Origin of the sequence: Helicobacter pylori, assembly GCF_003637685.1 — a bacterium.
Lineage (GTDB): Bacteria > Campylobacterota > Campylobacteria > Campylobacterales > Helicobacteraceae > Helicobacter > Helicobacter pylori_CJ.
In genome coordinates this window covers 387,628-408,143 of record NZ_MVWW01000001.1, presented here as the reverse complement: position 1 = coordinate 408,143, position 20,516 = coordinate 387,628, and the positions used below count along the sequence as shown (strand labels likewise).

General features: G+C 40.0%; 19 protein-coding genes. 6 read left to right on the top strand and 13 right to left on the bottom strand.

Annotation, left to right across the window (positions count from 1 at the left end; all coding sequences use genetic code 11):
- Both EAL44_RS02010 and EAL44_RS02005 read left to right on the top strand, forming a co-directional pair.
- On the top strand, positions 1 to 131 hold a 131-nt coding region (locus EAL44_RS02010; protein ID WP_120869318.1), incomplete at its 5' end, for an outer membrane beta-barrel protein.
- A 210-nt stretch (positions 132 to 341) separates the two neighbouring features.
- Entirely contained in the window at positions 342 to 1,175 is an 834-nt protein-coding gene (locus EAL44_RS02005; RefSeq protein ID WP_121074133.1) for a sulfite exporter TauE/SafE family protein, read from the top strand.
- Between the two features lie 365 nt (positions 1,176 to 1,540).
- Here EAL44_RS02005 and msrB read toward each other — a convergent pair whose 3' ends face one another.
- The 6 genes from msrB to EAL44_RS01970 form a co-directional block, all read right to left on the bottom strand.
- Positions 1,541 to 2,620: a peptide-methionine (R)-S-oxide reductase MsrB gene (gene msrB, locus EAL44_RS02000; RefSeq protein WP_121074170.1), complete on the bottom strand. Its 1,080-nt coding sequence runs from the start codon at positions 2,618 to 2,620 to the stop codon at positions 1,541 to 1,543.
- Between the two features lie 113 nt (positions 2,621 to 2,733).
- Positions 2,734 to 4,080, bottom strand: a complete 1,347-nt coding sequence (gene radA / locus EAL44_RS01995; protein ID WP_162970317.1) for a DNA repair protein RadA — start codon at positions 4,078 to 4,080, stop codon at positions 2,734 to 2,736.
- 111 nt (positions 4,081 to 4,191) lie between these two features.
- The gene (locus tag EAL44_RS01990) at positions 4,192 to 4,425 is read right to left on the bottom strand and encodes a ribbon-helix-helix domain-containing protein (RefSeq protein ID WP_000858673.1); all 234 of its coding nucleotides are present in this window, start codon (positions 4,423 to 4,425) and stop codon (positions 4,192 to 4,194) included.
- A gap of 156 nt (positions 4,426 to 4,581) precedes the next feature.
- The gene (locus tag EAL44_RS01985) at positions 4,582 to 5,562 is read right to left on the bottom strand and encodes an iron-sulfur cluster assembly scaffold protein (protein ID WP_120886357.1); all 981 of its coding nucleotides are present in this window, start codon (positions 5,560 to 5,562) and stop codon (positions 4,582 to 4,584) included.
- Between the two features lie 21 nt (positions 5,563 to 5,583).
- Positions 5,584 to 6,747, bottom strand: coding sequence for a NifS family cysteine desulfurase (locus EAL44_RS01980; protein ID WP_000941655.1), 1,164 nt, complete (start codon positions 6,745 to 6,747; stop codon positions 5,584 to 5,586).
- 168 nt (positions 6,748 to 6,915) lie between these two features.
- Complete coding sequence (locus tag EAL44_RS01970) at positions 6,916 to 7,377, bottom strand: helix-turn-helix domain-containing protein (protein WP_162970316.1); 462 nt, start codon at positions 7,375 to 7,377, stop codon at positions 6,916 to 6,918.
- A gap of 139 nt (positions 7,378 to 7,516) precedes the next feature.
- Between EAL44_RS01970 and EAL44_RS01965 the strand changes: the two genes are divergently transcribed.
- Positions 7,517 to 8,068, top strand: coding sequence for a YbhB/YbcL family Raf kinase inhibitor-like protein (locus EAL44_RS01965; RefSeq protein ID WP_108338387.1), 552 nt, complete (start codon positions 7,517 to 7,519; stop codon positions 8,066 to 8,068).
- 62 nt (positions 8,069 to 8,130) lie between these two features.
- Here EAL44_RS01965 and EAL44_RS01960 read toward each other — a convergent pair whose 3' ends face one another.
- From EAL44_RS01960 to EAL44_RS01940, 5 genes are read right to left on the bottom strand one after another with little or no spacing between them, the layout of a single operon-like run.
- On the bottom strand, positions 8,131 to 8,958 hold the full coding sequence (locus EAL44_RS01960) for a beta-1,4-N-acetylgalactosamyltransferase (protein WP_121074127.1): 828 nt from the start codon (positions 8,956 to 8,958) through the stop codon (positions 8,131 to 8,133).
- An 8-nt stretch (positions 8,959 to 8,966) separates the two neighbouring features.
- Positions 8,967 to 9,266 carry a beta-1,4-N-acetylgalactosaminyltransferase gene (locus EAL44_RS01955; RefSeq protein ID WP_121074124.1) on the bottom strand — a complete coding sequence of 100 codons (300 nt, stop codon included), beginning with the start codon at positions 9,264 to 9,266 and terminating at the stop codon, positions 8,967 to 8,969.
- 50 nt (positions 9,267 to 9,316) lie between these two features.
- On the bottom strand, positions 9,317 to 10,423 hold the full coding sequence (gene dxr / locus EAL44_RS01950) for a 1-deoxy-D-xylulose-5-phosphate reductoisomerase (RefSeq protein WP_121074121.1): 1,107 nt from the start codon (positions 10,421 to 10,423) through the stop codon (positions 9,317 to 9,319).
- On the bottom strand, positions 10,424 to 11,224 hold the full coding sequence (locus EAL44_RS01945; RefSeq protein ID WP_121074119.1) for a phosphatidate cytidylyltransferase: 801 nt from the start codon (positions 11,222 to 11,224) through the stop codon (positions 10,424 to 10,426).
- A gap of 12 nt (positions 11,225 to 11,236) precedes the next feature.
- Complete coding sequence (locus tag EAL44_RS01940; RefSeq protein ID WP_121074116.1) at positions 11,237 to 12,895, bottom strand: SLC13 family permease; 1,659 nt, start codon at positions 12,893 to 12,895, stop codon at positions 11,237 to 11,239.
- A 95-nt stretch (positions 12,896 to 12,990) separates the two neighbouring features.
- On the opposite strand from EAL44_RS01940, the gene mnmG reads away from it, so the two are divergent.
- The 3 genes from mnmG (at position 12,991) to hcpA (ending at position 16,901) form a co-directional block, all read left to right on the top strand.
- Entirely contained in the window at positions 12,991 to 14,856 is a 1,866-nt protein-coding gene (mnmG, locus tag EAL44_RS01935) for a tRNA uridine-5-carboxymethylaminomethyl(34) synthesis enzyme MnmG (RefSeq protein WP_121074113.1), read from the top strand.
- A 10-nt stretch (positions 14,857 to 14,866) separates the two neighbouring features.
- On the top strand, positions 14,867 to 16,063 hold the full coding sequence (dapE, locus tag EAL44_RS01930) for a succinyl-diaminopimelate desuccinylase (protein ID WP_121074110.1): 1,197 nt from the start codon (positions 14,867 to 14,869) through the stop codon (positions 16,061 to 16,063).
- An 85-nt stretch (positions 16,064 to 16,148) separates the two neighbouring features.
- Positions 16,149 to 16,901, top strand: coding sequence for a Sel1-like repeat protein HcpA (gene hcpA / locus EAL44_RS01925; protein WP_121074107.1), 753 nt, complete (start codon positions 16,149 to 16,151; stop codon positions 16,899 to 16,901).
- 200 nt (positions 16,902 to 17,101) lie between these two features.
- Here hcpA and htpG read toward each other — a convergent pair whose 3' ends face one another.
- Both htpG and EAL44_RS01915 read right to left on the bottom strand, forming a co-directional pair.
- Positions 17,102 to 18,967 (bottom strand): molecular chaperone HtpG, encoded by a 1,866-nt coding sequence (gene htpG, locus EAL44_RS01920; RefSeq protein WP_121074104.1) that lies wholly within the window; start codon positions 18,965 to 18,967, stop codon positions 17,102 to 17,104.
- Between the two features lie 102 nt (positions 18,968 to 19,069).
- Positions 19,070 to 20,422, bottom strand: coding sequence for an outer membrane family protein (locus EAL44_RS01915; RefSeq protein ID WP_121074101.1), 1,353 nt, complete (start codon positions 20,420 to 20,422; stop codon positions 19,070 to 19,072).
- Positions 20,423 to 20,516: the final 94 nt, after the last annotated feature.

Below are 20,516 nucleotides of genomic sequence, written 5' to 3'. Positions count from 1 at the left end.
CCGCTCAGCATGGCATGGAATTGGGCGTGAAAATCCCCACCATTAACACGGATTATTACTCTTTCATGGGGGCTGAACTCAAATACCGAAGGCTCTATAGCGTGTATCTCAATTATGTGTTTGCTTATTAAAAACTCTCTTTAAAAAAAGGGGTTTGTTTAAAAACGCTTAAAAGCCTTTTTAAATTAAGCAGTAAAGAGCCTAGATAATCTCTTGCAACCGCTCCCAAGCGATAAAATTAAAGTAATCAAAACCCTATTTTTGTAATCATTAAAGAAAAATTTTTAAAGATTATCACTCTTTTTTGATAAAGTAATAATTTAAAATTTAGGGAGTTTTTTATGGAAGAATCAACAGCGTTTATTTTGGCTCTTGTGGGGCTATTTACTGGCATTACCGCCGGGTTTTTTGGTATTGGTGGGGGGGAGATTGTCGTCCCTAGCGCGATTTTTGCCCATTTTAGTTATAGCCATGCGGTGGGTATTTCGCTTATGCAAATGCTTTTTTCTTCAGTGGTCGGCTCTATCATCAATTACAAAAAGGGCTTATTGGATTTGAAAGAAGGCTCATTTGCCGCGCTTGGAGGGCTAATGGGGGCGGTTTTAGGGAGCTTTATCTTAAAGATCATTAACGATAAGATTTTAATGAGCGTGTTTGTGGTGGTGGTGTGCTACACCTTTATCAAATACGCTTTTTCTAGCAACAAGAAACCAGAGCATTTTGAAGAAATGCATTTTGATTTGCATGCGAATAACAAAACGCCCGAAAAAAAGCACGCAATCCCTTTTGTGTCTATGGATAGAACGCATGGGGTTTTAATGCTTGCCGGTTTTGTTACTGGCATCTTTTCTATCCCGCTAGGCATGGGTGGGGGGATTTTAATGGTGCCGTTTTTGGGCTATTTTTTGAAATACGATTCTAAAAAAATCGTGCCTTTGGGGCTATTTTTTGTGGTGTTCGCTTCTTTATCTGGGGTCATTTCTCTTTATAATGGGAAGGTTCTTGATGATACAAGCGTTCAAGCCGGGGTGATCACCGGTGTTGGAGCGTTTTTAGGGGTGGGCATTGGCATTAAGCTCATTGCTTTGGCTAATGAAAAGGTGCATAAAATCCTCTTGCTCCTCATTTATGCTCTAAGCATTTTAGCGACTTTACACAAGCTCATTATGGGGTAAAAATCTAAAAATGCTCAAGGGCATTTTTAAAATTAATATCAAAAAGTTTTCTAAGAGCAAGCGATAATCTCTAAAAAAGCGCTTCTTTAGGGCTAGGGGGGTTTGGTTTGGGGGTTGTAATAGGATAACCCCCTACCCCCTTAAAAAATGAGTTTGAAACAAAAAATAAAATTAAAAACCCCATTTTTAAAAAAATAAAAAGCTTTAGTTATCTTTATTTGATGAGAACAAAAACTTAAAAGAGAAAGCTTTTAAAGTAAGAGAAAAATGAATTATTTAAGGCGGATTTTGAGATGTTTTTAAGACAACCCAAACGCTTAACCCCCCCCATTTTACCCCCCCTTAGGGGGCTTAGTCATTACCCCTTAATGCGACTTTTTATCATTGATGTATTTTTTCAATTCACCCCTTTTGATATAAGGGATAAACTCGCCATAACCCTCTTTTTCCATGTCTTTTAAGGGGATAAACCTTAAAGCCGCGCTATTAATACAATACCTTAAACCTCCTAATTCTTTAGGCCCATCGTTAAACACATGCCCTAAATGCGCCTTACCAATACGGCTTAATACTTCAATGCGTTTCCTATTAAGGCTCTCATCGTCTTCGTATTTCACCACATCTTTATTGATGGGCTTAGAAAAGCTTGGCCATCCGCAACCGGAGTCGTATTTATCCGCTGAAGAAAATAACGGCTCGCCTGTAGTAATATCCACATAAATGCCCTCTTCTTCTTTGTTGTAATACTCATTCTCAAAAGGTTTCTCAGTGTGTTTGTTTTGAGTCACCTCATACTGGAGTTTGGTGAGTTTTTTCTTTAAAACTTCATCGCTTGGTTTGGTGTATTTATCGCTATCTACAATCACTTCATCCGCCTTTTTCAAATCAATATGGCAATAACCACCGGGGTGTTTTTTCAAATAATCTTGGTGGTACTCTTCAGCTCTCACATAATTTTTTAACGGCTCTACCTCAATGGCGATTTTGCCTTTCACTTCTTTTTGTAACGCTTTTAAGGCGTTGTCTATCACTTCTTTATCCGCGCTATTGACATAGTAAATCCCTGTGCGATACTGCCTACCCACATCATTACCCTGCTTGTTCACGCTCACCGGATCAATCACCTTAAAATAATAGCGTAGCAACTTGTCCAAACTGATCTTTTTAGGATCATAGATCACTTTCACGCTTTCAGCATGATCGCTCTCATGCAACTTTTCATAATTCGTGCTTGAAGTCTTGCCGTTAGCGTAACCAGAGCTTGCATCTATAACGCCATAAATCCTCTCCATATACGCCTCTAGCCCCCAAAAGCACCCCCCAGCCAAGTAAATCACTCTTTCATCGGTTTTTGGGTGTTTAGCCCCCATGTTTTCATTCGCTTGCATGATCGCTCCTATCGCTAAAAAAAGATAAAAAATTTTCAAATAAGATAACGCTTTCATTGAATAACCTTTATTCCAATAATGGTAGCAATTATAAGCTAAAAAAGGTAATGATTGCTTTTTAAATTTGATGTTTTGGTTAAGATCTATTTTATAAAGCGTTGGCAATCAAATCACATCCATTCAACAATCTTACCCACCACATTGGCCTCATAGCATTTGATAGAGGTTTTTTGACTGGGTTTTTTGGGCAAAATGGCTTTTAAAAAGCCGTAATTTTCCATTTCTTTCAATCTGGCGTTCAAATTAGGGGCTTCTAAAATCCTGCCATTCAAACTCACTTCGCCCAAAAACGCCGTTTTATTGTCAATTTTTCTGTTTTTAAAGCTTGAAAGGATACTGGCAATGACCGCTAAATCGCAAGCCGGCTCGCTAATCTTAATGCCTCCGCTCACATTAATGAACACATCATGGCGGTTTAAGGGGATTTCTAGCTTTTTTTCCAATAAAGCGATGAGCATGTTAAGGCGGTTAGTATCAAACCCGTTCGCCAATCGTTTGGGCGCCCCGAAACTGCACTCGCTCACCAACGCCTGAATCTCTAAAATCAACGCCCTTGAGCCTTCTAAAGTGATGGTAATGGCGCTCCCTTCCATAGGCTCTTCTTTAGAAAAAAACAAGCTTGAAGCCTCTTTTGCACTCACCAAACCCTGCTCTTTCATTTCAAACAAGCCGATTTCACTCGTAGGGCCAAAGCGGTTTTTAAAACTCCTCAAAATCCTTAATTCCCTACTCGGATCGCCCTCAAAATACAGCACGCTATCTACCATATGCTCTAGCACCCTAGGCCCTGCAATGCTCCCTTCTTTAGTGATATGACCGATGATAAAAATAGCAATATCTCTTGTTTTGGCTAAACGCATGAGCTCAAAAGTGATCTCTCGCACTTGCGAAATAGAGCCGGGCGCTGAAGAAATCTCTGGCGAATAAAGCGTTTGGATAGAATCAATCACGCAAGCAAAATAATTTTCGCTTTCAATATTGGATTTAATCACAGGCCAATTGATTTCATTGAGCAGATACAATTCTTTTTCTATGCAATCTAATCTAGTGGCGCGCATTTTAATCTGGCTCAAGCTCTCTTCCCCGCTCACATACAAAACCTTTTGCTGGTTTTTGGCTAAGCCAGAAGCCACTTTTAAAAGCAGAGTGGATTTCCCCACCCCAGGACTCCCCCCCACTAAATACAACCCCCCTTTAGCGATCCCCCCACCCAAAACAATATCCAATTCGCTTTGAGTGGAAGAAAATTTCACCACTTCTTCATGCTCAATTTCAGCGATAGAAACGCTTTTTTGCGCTTGTGGGAGCGGTTTTTTAAGCGCGTTTAAAACTTCCTTTTGAGCTTGGTTCAATTCAATAAAACTCTCCCATGAATTACACTGAACGCACTTACCTAGCCACTTAGGGCTTGTAAAACCACAATGCTGACACTCAAATAAAGAAGTTTTTTTAGCCAAAATACCACTCTTTTTTAAAATCACACAGCTAAAGACCAAATAAAAACGGAGTTTTGGTTTTGTTCTATAGCAAAACTCGTAAAGCTAAACTAAAAACAAGTTAAAAAGTTATCAAGGGCCATTTTGCTCTATTTTTCTTAAAGCCTTCAAAATATAGCGTTTGATATAAGATCCCACGCTTTCTTCTTCTTCGTTAGCCATTTTCTCTAGTTTTTGGTATTGCTCATCAGAAAAATACAAGCTTACAGCACGAGTTTTTTTATTAGCGTCTGCTTTTGGTTTGCGTCCTAGTTTATTTTTAGTTTCCCTTAAGTGAGTTTCATCTGTGTTTTCTGTCGTTTTCATCAAATTCCTTCAATCATCATCGCAAATCGCTTTAAACGAAAATAGCATATTAGCATAAAAGTAGCGTATAATGAATACCGCAAGCGCTAATCATTACTCATTCTTAAGTTTATTAGCACTCGCTTGAAAAAGGCTTCACCCCCTAAAAAGAACAAATCAAATCGGTAACACCCTGATACTGCGATCCAATAATTCCTGCAAAGCGTTTTCAATGGCAAATAAAGTCCCGGTAGTCGCGCTCATGCACCCATCGCATGCTCCCATGTAGCGGATATACACATCAATGTAATCATCGCTTTCTTTAATGTCTAAAATCTCTAAATCCCCCCCATCCATCATAAGCATCGGACGGATATTTTCATCAATGACTTTATCCACGGCTTTAATCTTTTGAACCATAGTCATTTCCCTGAAAGCCAATTCCCCGCTTTGGGATTTATTCGCAGCGGCTTTAAGTTTTTCAGCTTCCATTTCTTCGCGCACTTCTTTAAGAATATCCACCAAATAATAATCCCTTTTTTCATGCCCTCCGGGCCTCACACAGCTTTTACAAAACGCACCGGCTTTGGTGTAATTAGTGATTTCTTCAACGCTTTTTAAATCATTGAGCCTAATCACTTCCTTAATCGTGCCTAAACTCACCCTAGCGCACTCGCACACGATGATTTCTTCTTCAAAATCTTCAGCGTTTTTCCCCAAATACATGCCGGCAGCTTTTTTGATCACATCATACGCCATCACCGAGCAGTGCATTTTTTGCCCAGGCACAGCCGGCGTGTCCGGATCGTCTCTTAAGCCTCTTTCCACGTCTAAATTCGTGATTTTTACCGCATCTTGGACTCTTTTATTCAAACACAACTCTACCATCATATCTGAGCTTGCGATCGCTGTCCCGCAACCAAAGCTTTTAAATTTCGCATCAATAATCGTATCCGTGCTTTCATCTACAAGCCAATACAATCTCACCGCATCTCCGCATGCTTCTGCGCCGTAATCCGCCACAATGAGCTTAGCGTTTTTGGCTTTAGCCTGCTCTTCGGTGATGACCCCTAAATGCGTAGGGTTATCCATGCGCCTTTGAACTTCTTTAGAATACGCGTCCCAAAGAGCCGATCCCACTAAATCATGTTTTGCCATTTTGATTCCTTTATATTCTTTTTAATAAGAGCTTGAAATGTTTCTCAATCTTACAGCCGCTTGAGAGAAAACTTCAATCGTTTTGTCAATTTCAGCTTCCGTGTTAAAACGGCTCAATGAGAGCCTGATAGCGGTATGAGCCAATTCCTTACTCGCCCCAATCGCCACCATTACGGGGTTAGCCTCTAAATCCTCACTCGCGCACGCGCTCCCTGTGGAAGCGGCGATATTAGAGCGATTCAAATCCCACAGCATGGCCTCTCCTTCAATCCCTCTCACGCTGATTAAAGTCGTGTTAGGCACACGATGGATTCTATCGCCCACCACCATCACATCAGGGATTTTCAAAAGCGCTTCTTCTAATTTGTCGCGCAATTTCCCTACCACTTCTTTTTCATAGTCTAAATGCTCTACGGCTAATCTCATCGCTTCGCCCATGCCCACAATATAAGGCACATTCAAAGTCCCGCTGCGCCTACCATTCATATGCTCCCCGCCATGAAAAAGAGGGGTCAATCCCACCCCACTTCTAATATACAACCCCCCAATGCCTTTAGGCCCATGGAATTTGTGCGCGCTAAAAGAAAGGAAATCCACGTTCGCCTTTAACACATCTACAGGGATTTTACCAATCGCTTGCACGGCATCGGTATGGAACAACACGCCCTTTTCTTTACAGATAGCCCCAATTTCTTCAATAGGGAAAATGAGACCGGTTTCATTATTCGCCCACATCACGCTCACTAAAGCGGTTTTTTCTGTGATCGCTTCTTTGACTTGATCGGCGGTGATGCTCCCATGCTCATTAATGGGCAAGTAAGTAACCTCTACCCCCAAGCTTTCTAAAAAATTACAAGTGGATCGCACTGCTGGGTGCTCTGCAACCGTGGTGATAATATGGTTTTTGCCTTTTTTCAAGCATTCATCAAAATACACGCCCTTTAACACCCAGTTATTGCTTTCTGTCGCGCAAGAAGTGATGATCACATCGTCTATATCCCTAGCGTTAATGCCTTTATAAAGCTTATCCAATGCTTCTGCAATGGCTGGGTGGGTTTCTGTGCCAAACTGGTGTAACGAGCTAGGATTCCCATAATGATCCCTTAAAAAAGGATCCATGATCTCCTTGACTTTAGGGTCAATCCTAGTCGTAGCGTTATTGTCTAAATAAATCCGTTGTAACAAATGAGTGTTCTCCTTAAAAATTTTACATAGATTTCTTATCTAGGTCTAAATTATGATTAAATACAAGATATTTTCTTAATTTTAACTTAAAATAAGATGAATTTTTGAAAACATTTTGAGAAATGCGAATACCCCCATTAAAAACCAACATAGCCACTATCAACCCGCTTAAGGTTTTTTAAGGGGTCTCCCGCGCCTGTCTTTTAAAGCGTCTATCCCCCCTTGTTGGTAACGCTTCTCCCACACATAGAGTTTTTGCAATTGTTTCGCTACTTCTTTTTTAGTGGGTTTAATGCCCCTAAGGTTATAAAGAGCGGTAACGATAATGGGCTTTGGGACATTAAACCTTTGGATAAATTCCAAACAATCTTTTTTGAGCTGGGAGTCTTGCTTGTTTTTAGTAATATCCACATGGCTTAAATATTGCAACACATAAAGGCGTTTTTCTTCATCTTCTTGCGCGATTTCTGGGGCTAACTCCATCCCTTGACTAACGCCTTTAAAAAACTTATTTGAAGCCTCTTGGGCGGGATAAACGCTCAAATAAGCTTCTAGTAAAGAAATCACTCTTTTTTGCTGTTCCAATAGTGCGTCTATTTTGGCGCTCAAACGATTTATTCTACTTTCCATGCGTTCAATGGTAACCACCAAAAATAAATAGCTATACAATCATTAAAAATAATTATTCTAATATCATGTTCCAAAGTAAGATGTGTTTTTATGATCATGCTACAATAAAGGAAAACGATTTCAAAGAAAAAGGCTTAAAATGAAAACTTTTGAAGTGATGATTCAAACCGATTCGCAAGGGTATTTGGACGCTAAATTTGGCGGTAACGCTCCTAGAGGGTTTCTTAACCCAAACGGCTTACCCACTTATTCGCCTAAAATCTCATGGCAAAAAGTGGAAGGCGCTCAAAGCTATGCGTTAGAACTCATCGATCATGACGCGCAAAAAGTGTGTGGCATGCCGTTTGTCCATTGGGTCGTGGGCAATATTTCTTACAATGTTTTAGAAGAAAACGCTTCCATGATGGATAAAAGGATCATTCAAGGGGTCAATTCGCTCACTCAAGGCTTTATCCGCTCTCCTCTCAATGAAAGCGAAAAACAACGCTCCAACCTCAATAACAGTGTTTATATCGGCCCCATGCCCCCTAATGGCGATCACCACTATCTTATCCAAGTGTATGCCCTAGACATTCCTAAACTCGCTTTAAAAGCTCCTTTTTTCTTAGGCGATTTGCATGACAAAATGCGCAACCATATCATCGCCATAGGGAGAAAGGAATTTTTATACAAGCAGTTTGTAAGGAAATAAACTGCGTGTTACTAGGTTTAATTGAACCTAGTAAAAATTGGTTATTGAGCGCCAAAACAAAATTAAGGTAAACGGAATTTTTGATACATTTCTAAAATTCTCTTTTCATCTAGCATGCTTTCTTCAATCCTTGTGCCTATCAAATCGGCATGGTGTTTTTTAAAATCTTTTAAAAGGATCAAATCGTCATAAACGATAGCGTTTCGCCTCTTTTTAGCTAAAGGGAAGTGCCATTGCACCATTTCCTTATCTCTAATATGGTGTTTGTCTTTAAGCTTTAGGACTTCATAACTTTCATCATTGTAGCGCCAAATTTCAAAAGGCTCACAATCGTTATACAATAACCAATGATCCCCCCATGCGTCTAAAAACCCAAAATCCCCATCATTACGCACAAACACTTCAAAATCCTGCACCACAAAATTAATGCGCGAATACATCACAACCTCTTTAATATTCTTAGGGATATAAAAACTTTCATAAAGCTTTTTAGCGTCATAGATATGATCGCAATCAATTTTGACTACCCACTCATTTTTAGGGATAAAAGAAAGCGTATAATTAGAGTAATGATAAAATTGGTGCCACAAACTCGGGCAATCCTTTAGTATGACTTCATAAGGATAGCTGATAGGGATAAATGAGGGGAACTTTTTACAAAACTCTAAAACCACTTCTTTAGAGCCATCATCGCAATCATTAAAACCAATGACCCCCCTTTGAATGGCAGGAAGCATAGAAAACAAACTCTCTTCTAAAGTAACGATTTCATTTTTGACTCTGATAAAAGCCCATGGGTTTAGAGGGCTTTTAGGGTTTTGGCTTTTTTTATCATAGTCAAAATAACCCGAATGCGTGGGATTGGGTAAAGTTAAAGTGGGATGGATAATTCTATCTTCTAAATGCCCCCCCCCCCATAATTATAATTAAGAGAACTATTTTTATAAATACTCTTATTGTATTCAATGAAACTTTCATTATTTAAAGAAGCGATAGCTAAAAACACGCTTTCTTGATAATCATGGTTGAATAAAGCTTTTTCTTGAAGGGAATGGAGTTTTTTAGCCTCTAACATTTCCTTAATTTCATGATTGATTTCATAATAAGCGTTTTTGGCTCCCTTAAAACTACGAACGCATCTAACCACAAAAGGCATCCTCTCTTTAACAAAACCCTTGATTTTATTCTTTAACCCCATAAAAACTCCTAATTGAAATAAAACGCTATCAAAAGCAAAATCTTATTATACTACACTCTTACTACACTTCCAAAACGCTCCCTAACTTCTTTGTCTAATTCTAGCACTTCATCTAAAGTAGAGAGCTTGAAAGATTTTTTAGCATACAATTCTAAGGCTTGAGAAATGATTTGGATAAAGCCACCAAAGGCGATTTCTTGATTTAAAAACTTCTTCATCGCCACTTCATTGCTCGCATTCAGCACCACGCCAAGCTTGGGGTTTTCCAATAACAAGTCTTTATAACGCCACAAAGTGTAGCGCTCCATGCTAATGGGTTCGAATTTAATCACGCTTAAAGCGTATAAATCTAAGGGCTTAATGGAAGCGCTCAAGGAAGCTAATTTGGGGTTAATGGCGTAGCTTATGGGTAGTTTCATGTCCGCGCTCGCTAAATGCGCAATGACAGAATTATCTTCAAACTCCACCAAAGCATGCACGATAGAGCTTCTTTCAATCAGCGCATCAATCTTTAAAGACGCCCCAAAAAGCCAATAAGTTTCTAGGATTTCAAAAAGCTTATTGACCATGCTCGCTGAATCAATGGTGATTTTAGATCCCATGCTCCAATTAGGGTGCTTGAGCGCATTTTGCGCGTTTTGAATAGCCATAAGTTCTAAAGGCGTGTCCCTAAAAGCCCCCCCACTCGCGCTAATGATTAAAGATTTAGGCTTTAAAGTCTTGTTTTGCAACAACGCCCACAAACCAAAATGCTCGCTATCAATAGGCGTGATTTGTGAAATGTCTAATAAATGCCCAGCGCTCACCAAGCTCTCTTTATTCGCTAGGGCTAGTTTTTTGTTCCTTTGTAAGCTTCTAAAGCTCGCTTTCAATCCTGCCACGCCCACAATAGCGTTAAGGACTAAATTGGAAACGCACTCCTCTATCATCGCATCAATGCCGTCTAGCCCTACAAACACTTCCGCGCCCAAAGGCTCTAAATCATTCAAATCGCTAGGATCTAAGATCGCCACTTTCTTGGGTTTGAAAACTTTGATTTGTTCATTGATTAAAGCGATATTTTTCCCACAGCTTAAGGCTTCTATTTCTACGCCAAATTTTTTTGCGATTTTAAGGGCGTTTTTCCCGATAGAGCCGGTGCTTCCTAAAACAACCATTCAATCCCCTAAAAACACCGCCGTCTCTTTCCAAACTTCCAAAAAATACAACAACGCATGCAAGCTCAAAGCCCCAAAAAGCATGGAATCCAGTCGGTCCAAAACACCCCCATGCCCGGGTAAAATCTTACCGCTGTCTTTGATCCCAACCTTTCTTTTCAAATAGCTTTCATACAAATCCCCAAACACCGCCATAAGCGCGATTAAAAAACTAAATAGAAGCGCCATAAGAAAGCCTCCGCTCAATTTCCCCATGCCCACAAACGATCCTAAAACGCTCGCTAAAACAACGCCAATCAACGCGCCCTCTAAGGTTTTATTCGGTGAAGTGGCTGTGAAAGGGGTTTTGCCTAAAAGCTTGCCTCCAAAAAACGCCCCCACATCGCTTGCAACCACCACGACTAAAAGCCAAATGATCGCCACTGCGCCAAAATCCTTATAAACCCCAAAAAGCGCAAAAAACCCAACGCCCGGGTATAAAAAGGGTAAAATGGCTTCGCTGTGGTGCGCTTTTTGATAAGCGATGACGCTAGCCATGACCATCGCGCTGATAAGAGCGCATTCTACAGGATGCCCGTTAAAATACGCCGCTACCCATGACAACACTAGAATGAGATACAAGCTAAAGCTCGCTTTGACCTGGAACAACCTTAACGCTTCAAAAAACCCTACCGCATAAATCCCCCCTAAAACAGCCCAAAACAACAACAAATTGTCCGCATACAAAATCAAGCCCGCTACAATGATTAAAACAACCCCTGTAATGTAACGAGACTTTTCTTTAAATAACTCTTCTTTCACTTTTTTCCTTAATCAATTAAATATTAACGAAACCAAAAAATAGCTAAACGAGCTAATCAAAACAACGCCCACCAAATTAAGCCACAAACCGGCTTTAATCATATCCGTTATTTTAACATACCCAGAGCCATAAGCTATCGCATTCGGTGGGGTGGCCACAGGGAGCATGAACGCGCAAGTCGCGCTCAAAGCTACAGGAATGGTCAATAACAAGCTTTGGTGGTTTTCATAACCCATGCCCATCGCAACCCCTCCAATCACCGGCAAAAATGCGGCAGCGGTGGCGGTGTTAGAAGTGATTTCGGTTAAGAAAATGACCATTAAAGTTACCATGACAATGATGAATAAAATCGGTAAATGCGAAAAGCCAGAAACCAAATGCCCGATCCACAAACTCAACCCGGTTTTAGAAAATTGCGCGCTCAAGGCTAACCCGCCGCCAAATAAAAGCAACACATCCCAAGGGAGTTTTTTAGCAACACCCCAATCAATGAGCCTATCGCCCTGATTGTTAGCGGACAAAATGAATAAAAGTGCAGAAACCCCCATAGCGATCACGGAATCAATTTTATCTATCTTAATGCCCCAAGATTTTAAAATCGTGTCTAAGAAAATCCACCCTAAAGACGCTAGGATAAAAATAATCCCCACCGAGATTTCCGCCTGACTCAAACGGCCTAATTTGTTTAACTCTAATCTAACGACTTCCTTACCCCCTGGGATTTCCTTAATCTTTAAAGGGAAAATCACATAAGTGAGCAAGAGCCACGATAAAATGAGCATGATAAAGGCTAATGGTGTCCCAAACACCATCCACTGAGCGAAATCAATTTCAATATTGAAAGCGGTTTTCATATAGCCGGCCAATAAAGCGTTAGGCGGCGTGCCAATCAAAGTGCCTAAAGAGCCAATAGAAGCGGAATAAGCGATGCCAAGCATCAAGCAAATGCTGAAATTCGTGCGATAAATGATCGTCTTTTCTTGAATGACTTGGGTAATATCTTTGCCCTTATGCACGATATTACTCATAATACCCCCATGCGCTTTGGTGATTTCTTCTTTTTGATAGAATGCATTAGAGGCGTTTTCTTTACCCACAAGTTTAGCGACTAATTGCAACACGCTCATGCCAACAGGAAACATCATCACCGCCGTTGCGGTATTGCTCACCCACATGGACAGAAAGCCTGTAGCGATCATAAAACCTAAAATCAACCTCCTAGGGCTTGTGCCTACTAATAAAATAATGCTTAAAGCGATGCGCGTGTGCAAGTTCCATTTTTGCATGCTTAAAGCTAAAATAAACCCTCCCATAAAAAGAAAGATAATGGGCGATGCGTAAGAAGAGCTAACGCTAGAGAATTGATCCACGCTAAAGACGCTAAAAAGCACCAAAGGTAAGAGCGCGGTTGCAGGCAAGTCAATGGCTTCAGTCATCCACCATATCCCCATTAAAACAGCCACCCCAGCCACAACAGGCATCGCCTTATAATTCAAAGAACTGAGCTTGGGGATTTCTTCTACAATGTGAGGCATTTGAACATTAAGCGCATAGTAGATAATAAGCGCGATTAACACCCCTCCTATTAACCCCAACAAGCGCACGATCTTAGTGCTTTTATCATCGGTTGGTGTATCGGTATGCGTATTGGCATGCGAATGATTTTCCATTTTATTTTACCCTTTAAAATTACTAACCTACATGCTACAATAAAACTTTTTCAAAACTAAGATTTTAGAAAAATCATATCAAAATAGGAAAAAGAGTGGTAAAAGAAAGTGATATTTTAGTGGTTGGTGGGGGGCATGCAGGCATTGAAGCGAGCTTGATTGCGGCTAAAATGGGGGCTAGAGTGCATTTAATCACCATGCTCATAGACACGATCGGTTTAGCGAGCTGCAATCCGGCCATTGGGGGCTTGGGTAAAGGGCATTTGACTAAAGAAGTGGATGTTTTAGGGGGGGCTATGGGGATGATTACGGATCATAGCGGTTTGCAATATCGTGTGTTAAACGCTTCTAAAGGGCCGGCGGTTAGGGGGACTAGAGCGCAAATTGATATGGATACTTACCGCATTTTTGCAAGAAATCTCGTTTTAAACACCCCTAATTTGAGCGTCTCTCAAGAAATGACCGAAAGTTTAATCCTTGAAAACGATGAGGTAGCGGGCGTAACCACGAACATTAACAACACCTATAAAGCTAAAAAAGTGATCATCACCACAGGCACTTTTTTAAAAGGGGTGGTGCATATTGGCGAGCACCAAAACCAAAACGGGCGCTTTGGGGAAAACGCCTCTAATTCTTTAGCCTTAAATTTAAGGGAACTTGGCTTTAAGGTGGAAAGGTTAAAAACCGGCACTTGCCCAAGAGTGGCAGGCAATAGCATTAACTTTGAAGGCTTAGAAGAGCATTTTGGGGACACAAACCCTCCCTATTTCAGCTATAAAACCAAAGATTTTAACCCCACCCAACTCTCTTGCTTCATCACCTACACTAACCCTATTACCCACCAAATCATTAGGGATAATTTCCACCGAGCCCCCCTATTTAGCGGTCAAATTGAAGGCATAGGCCCTAGGTATTGCCCTAGCATTGAAGATAAAATCAACCGCTTTAGCGAGAAAGAACGCCACCAGCTGTTTTTAGAGCCTCAAACCATTCACAAAAGCGAATATTATATCAACGGCTTAAGCACCTCTTTACCCCTAGATGTGCAAGAAAAGGTCATTCATTCTATCAAAGGCTTAGAAAACGCCCTCATCACGCGCTATGGCTATGCGATAGAGTATGATTTTATCCAGCCCACAGAATTAACCCACACTTTAGAAACCAAAAAAATCAAAGGGCTTTATTTGGCCGGGCAAATCAACGGGACTACCGGCTATGAAGAAGCGGCGGCTCAAGGGCTTATGGCTGGGATTAATGCGGTATTAGCCTTAAAGAATCAAGCCCCCTTTATTTTAAAGCGCAATGAAGCCTATATCGGCGTTTTGATTGATGATTTGGTTACTAAAGGCACGAATGAGCCTTACAGAATGTTTACCAGCCGAGCCGAATACCGCTTGCTTTTAAGAGAAGACAACACGCTTTTTAGGTTAGGCGAACATGCCTATCGTTTAGGGCTTATGGAAGAAGATTTTTACAAGGAATTGAAAAAAGACAAACAAGCAATACAAGAAAACTTGAAACGCCTTAAAGAATGCGTCCTTACCCCTAGCAAAGAAGCGTTAAAACGCTTGAGTGAATTAGACGAAAACCCTATCAATGACAAAATGGATGGCGTTAGCCTTTTAGCGCGCGATAGTTTTAATTTAGAAAAAATGCGCTCCTTTTTTAGCTTTTTAGCCCCCTTTAATGAGCGGGTTTTAGAGCAGATTAAAATTGAATGCAAGTATAATATTTATATTGAAAAACAACACGAAAATATCGCTAAAATGGACAGCATGCTCAAGGTTTCTATCCCTAAAGATTTTGTGTTTAAAGGCATTCCAGGCCTTAGCTTAGAAGCGGTAGAAAAGTTAGAAAAATTCCGCCCTAAAAGCCTTTTTGAAGCCTCAGAAATCAGTGGGATCACCCCGGCGAATTTAGATGTTTTGCATTTATACATCCATTTGCGAAAAAACTCTTAAAGGATTTTTAATGAACGCTTTAGAAATCACCCAAAAACTCATCAGCTACCCCACCATTACGCCTAAAGAATGCGGTATTTTTGAATACATTAAATCGCTTTTTCCTGCTTTTAAAACCCTAGAGTGTGGGGAAAATGGCGTGAAAAACCTTTTTTTATACCGCATTTTTAACCCCCCCAAAGAGCATGCAGAAAAAGAACATGTAAAAGAAAGGCATGCAAAAGAAAGGCATGCAAAAGAAGAGCATATAAAAGAAAATGTTAAGCCCTTGCATTTTTGCTTTGCAGGGCATATTGATGTCGTGCCTCCTGGAGATAATTGGCAAAGCGATCCCTTTAAGCCCATCATTAAAGAGGGGTTTTTATACGGCCGTGGGGCGCAAGACATGAAAGGGGGCGTGGGGGCGTTTTTGAGTGCGAGTTTAAATTTTAACCCTAAAACCCCTTTTTTGCTTTCTATTTTACTCACAAGCGATGAAGAAGGGCCAGGGATTTTTGGCACAAAACTCATGCTAGAAAAACTCAAAGAAAAAGATTTGATGCCTCATATGGCGATTGTGGCTGAACCCACTTGCGAAAAAGTCTTAGGCGATAGCATCAAAATTGGCCGAAGAGGTTCCATTAATGGCAAACTCATTTTAAAAGGCGTTCAAGGGCATGTGGCTTACCCGCAAAAATGCCAAAACCCTATTGATGCGCTCGCTTCGGTTTTACCTTTGATTTCAGGAGCTCATTTAGACGATGGCGATGAGTGTTTTGACCCTTCAAAATTGGTTATCACGAACTTGCACGCAGGGTTAGGGGCTAATAATGTTACACCAGGGAGCGTAGAAATTACCTTTAATGCGCGCCATTCTTTAAAAACCACTAAAGAGAGTTTGAAAGAATATTTAGAAAAGGTTTTAAAAGATTTGCCTCACACTTTAGAATTAGAATCAAGCAGTTCGCCTTTCATCACGGCTTCTCATTCAAAGCTTACTAGCGTTTTAAAAGAAAATATTTTAAAAACATGCCGCACCACCCCCCTTTTAAACACCAAAGGCGGCACGAGCGATGCGCGATTTTTTAGCGCTCACGGCATAGAAGTGGTGGAATTTGGCGCAATTAATGACAGGATCCATGCCATTGATGAAAGGGTGAGCTTGAAGGAATTAGAGCTTTTAGAAAAAGTGTTTTTGGGGGTTTTAGAGGATTTAAGCGAGAAATAGAATCAAGGGGCATTCAATAAAGCTTTAGTCATCAATATTTGATTATAATTATAGAGGATTACATTTTTTTAATAGGAAATATATCATGCTAGGAAGTGTTAAAAAAACCCTTTTTGGAGTCTTGTGTTTGGGCGCGTTGTGTTTGAAGGGGTTAATGGCAGAGCCAGACGCTAAAGAGCTTGTGAATTTAGGCATAGAGAGCGTAAAGAAGCAAGATTTCGCTCAAGCTAAAATGCATTTTGAGAAAGCTTGTGAGTTACAAGAAGGTTTTGGGTGTGTTTTTTTAGGGGCGTTCTATGAAGAAGGGAAAGGAGTGGGAAAAGACTTGAAAAAAGCCATTCAATTTTACACTAAAAGTTGTGAATTAAATGATGGTTATGGGTGCCGCCTACTAGGAAATTTATACTATAACGGACAAGGCGTTTCTAAAGACGCCAAAAAAGCTTCACAATATTACTCTGAAGCTTGCGACTTAAACCATGCTGAAGGGTGTACGGTGTTAGGAAGCTTGCATCATTATGGCGTAGGCACGCCTAAGGATTTAAGAAAGGCTCTTGATTTGTATGAAAAAGCTTGCGATTTAAAAGACAGCCCCGGGTGCATTAATGCAGGGTATATGTATAGTGTAATAAAGAATTTTAAAGAGGCTGTCGTTCGTTATTCTAAGGCATGCGAGTTAAAAGATGGTAGAGGGTGTTATAATTTAGGGGTTATGCAATACAACGCCCAAGGCACAGCAAAGGATGAAAAGCAAGCGGTAGAAAACTTTAAAAAAGGTTGCAAATCAGGAGTTAAAGAAGCATGCGATGCTCTTAAGGAATTAAAAATAGAACTTTAGTTTTAATGAAGTTAAGCTAAAGGTTGCGTTTAGTTGGCTTTTACGCTTTTTAATATTTTAAGGAAAACATAAACCCTACAGAATAATCACTTTTAATGATCATAAAAAGCGTTTATCGCACCCATTCATTCCAAACGCCGTTTTTAGATTGGTATTTTAAGGGTTTAAAGCAGTTTTCAAACCCTTAAAAGGATATCTCCTCACAACGCTTTCAACAGCACGCTATTTAAACGCTCATTAAAGCTTTTAGCGTCTTTTAAAGCCCCTTTTTCTAGAAGTTTCGCCCCATCATAAAGCAACCAGATAAAAGCGCTCAACTGCTCTTTATCTTCGCATTTTAAGAGTTTTTGCAAAATCGCATGGTTAGGGTTTAATTCTAAAGTTTTCTTGCTTTCAGGCACGCTTTGCCCCATTTGACGCATCCAATTAGCCATCATCGCATTTTGTTCATCGCCTATTAAAGCCACCGCTGAAGTGAGATGGCTAGAAAGCTCTACGCCCTTAATCTCATCTTTAAGATTTTCTTCAAACGCTTTCATCAAATCTTTAAACTGATCTTTCACCTCATCATTAATTTCTTCCAAGCCAAGCTCTTTCAAACTCTCGCTATGGCTAGCGTCTCTAAAAGGCGTTTTATCGTATTCATTCACGCCTGGCATCACAAACGCATCAATTTCATCGCTCAATAACAAAACATCATAGCCTTTTTGAGTGTATTTTTCTAAAATGGGGGACGCTTTTAATAAGTCTAAATTTTCGCCTAAAAGGTAGTAAATGCTTTTTTGGTTTTCTTTTAAATTTTCTTTGTATTCTTTTAAAGAAATCAATTCTCCTTTGTCTTTAGAATAGAATCTTAACAATTCTAAAAGCTTTTCTTTGTTTTCAAAATCCCCATACAAGCCTTCTTTTAACACTTTCCCGAAAGGCTCATAGAATTTATGGTAATTTTTGTTATCCTTGCTCAAGCGCTCAATCTCGCTTAAAATCTTTTTCACTGAAGCCGAACGGATATTGGCTAAAATCTTGTTTTGCTGTAAGATTTCACGGCTCACATTCAAGGGCAAATCTTCGCTGTCAATCACGCCTTTAACAAACCTCAAATAAGACGGCAACAATTCTTTGTCATCATCAGTGATAAACACCCTTTTAACATAAAGTTTGACCCCGCTTTTATAATCCACCCTAAACAAATCAAAGGGCGCTTTGCTAGGGATGTAAAAAAGCGTTGTGTATTCTAAAGAGCCTTCCACTTTATTATGGATATAGCTCAAAGGCTCGCTGTTGTCATGCACAAACGATTGGTAAAAGTCTTTGTAATCCTTTTCTTTCAATTCGCTCTTATTCATTTTCCATAAAGCGCTCGCTTGATTGATTTGCTCGCACTTTTCTTCTTTAACTTCTTTTTTATTATCCCCTTCACCCTCAAATTTCGTATCGGTGTAAGTTAAAAAAATAGGGAAAGGGATATGCTCAGAATACTTTTTAACAATGCCATCAATCTCCCAACGGCTCGCAAAATGAGAATCTTCTTCTTTTAAAAAGAGGGTGATTTCTGTACCTTGCTCCTCTTTAACGCATTCGCTGATTTCAAACTTGCCCTTACCATCGCTCACCCATGCATAAGCTTGCTCACTGGTAACTTTTTTGGTTTGAACGACAATCTTACTCGCTACCATGAACGCCGAATAAAAGCCCACGCCAAACTGGCCAATCAGTGCGCTATCTTTTTTCTTATCCCCACTCAAAGCGCTTAAAAAGCTCTTTGTGCCTGATTTAGCGATCGTGCCTAGATGCTCAATGAGATCGCTTTTATCCATGCCTATACCATTATCTTTAACGCTTAAGGTTTTTTTCTGGCTATCAAAACTCAAATGAATGCTAGGCGTGATCTTTAGCCCTTTTAATTTCTCATCAGTCAGCATCAAATAATTCAGCTTATCCAAAGCGTCGCTTGCGTTAGAAATCAATTCTCTTAAAAAAATCTCTTTATTGGAATACAAAGAGTGGATCATCAAATCCAAAAGCTGGTTGATTTCAGTTTGGAAGGTGTATTCTTGGTTAGACATTGATCTTTTCCTTTAATAAAATTTTTAAGATTATACAATAAAAGCGCGCTTAAAAGGGGGATACTATGGCTTAAAAAATCGCATGAAAGGATTTTTAATTCTTTAAAAACGATAACTCATAGAGCTCATAAAATAGCTTCTGTTTTGAATGGTTTGAGCGAAATCAGGGTTGTAACCGCTTGTAAAAAACCCTACCTTATAACCCTTATGCATCGTGATTTGATAGCCATTAACCATTAGCATGAAATAGATATGTTTTTTAAGGTCATATTTAAAAGTAACCCCTAAGCTCTGCGCATCAGCCCTTGGGGAATAGGTCAATTTCCCATACAATTGCACCAAAAGATTTTTAATGCTCTTCCCTACAAAAGCGTTAATCGTTATGGAATTAGCGTTGTAAAAATTGGAATAAGCGTCTTCATAAGGGGTGTCATCTTTAGTGTCATAAAAAGGATCCGCTGGCGAGCCATTCCAGCCTAATTGAACGCTTGCGTTCCCAAAATTCTTATACACGCTCCAGCCAAAACGATAAGAGCGGAAATTGATTCTTTGAAACACAAACAAAGCCGCGCTTTTTTTACCCACTAAAGAGGCTCTGTAATAATCTTTAGACAAATAATCGCTATAAAGGGGAAACCATGCGTAAAAAGTCGTTTGGATGCGCCAAAGAGATTTCCAATAAGATTTTGTGTCATGGGTGATTTCAAATCCGGGAGCGTTAAAATTTTTAGGGTAAAACCAAATAAAAGGCGCGATCCTAATGTATTTATTTTCGTAAATGAGGTTGAAATTGTGCATGCCGTAGTTGGTTTTTTGCTTGTAATTGACAGGGGCGTAAAAATCCCTAATGTATTGTTCATTGGCTAAAGCCCTTCCAAAGGTGCTAAACCACTCTACCCTAAACTTTTTCCACCGGTAAAAAAGCTCAAACCCTTGATTAAACCCGCTCAAAAACAAAGCCTTAGAAGGGTAACGCCCTAGTTTAATCCCAAAAATGTCCTTATATTGATAATCTAAATACAAATTGTATAACACATAAGGCCTGGCGTTTTGAGCCTTTTGCTCTCTGGTCCAATTTTGGCTGTGTTGCATCAAATAGCCCTCCCATCGCCCCATGTAATACCAGTTCGCCGGCTGAAACCCTGCCTTAGGGTTGGTCTCATCAATCAAAAATTTCGTGGAATCATACGCTAACGCTCCTATTTCGCCCCCCACCCCAAAGCCCAATTTGTGGTTTTCAATCCCTTTAGGGAGCAAACTGGAATCAATTTGCAAAGCCCCAGTAGTGGTTACATAACTCCCTGTAGGGTAAATCCCTTTTTGGGAATTGATGATTGATTGGTTCAAAGCGATGCGCGAAAACGATCCCACTCTCGCACTCACTTGATACTCAAAAGCGTTGAGGAAAACCCCATACAAAGCTAAAAGCCCTAGCCAAATTTTTTGATTAAGCACCCTTTTATCAAACACCCTTTTTATTGAAGTCTGATATTATGCCATAAAACAAACTCGCCATTTTGGTTTTGAAAAAAAAAAAAAAAACGATAAG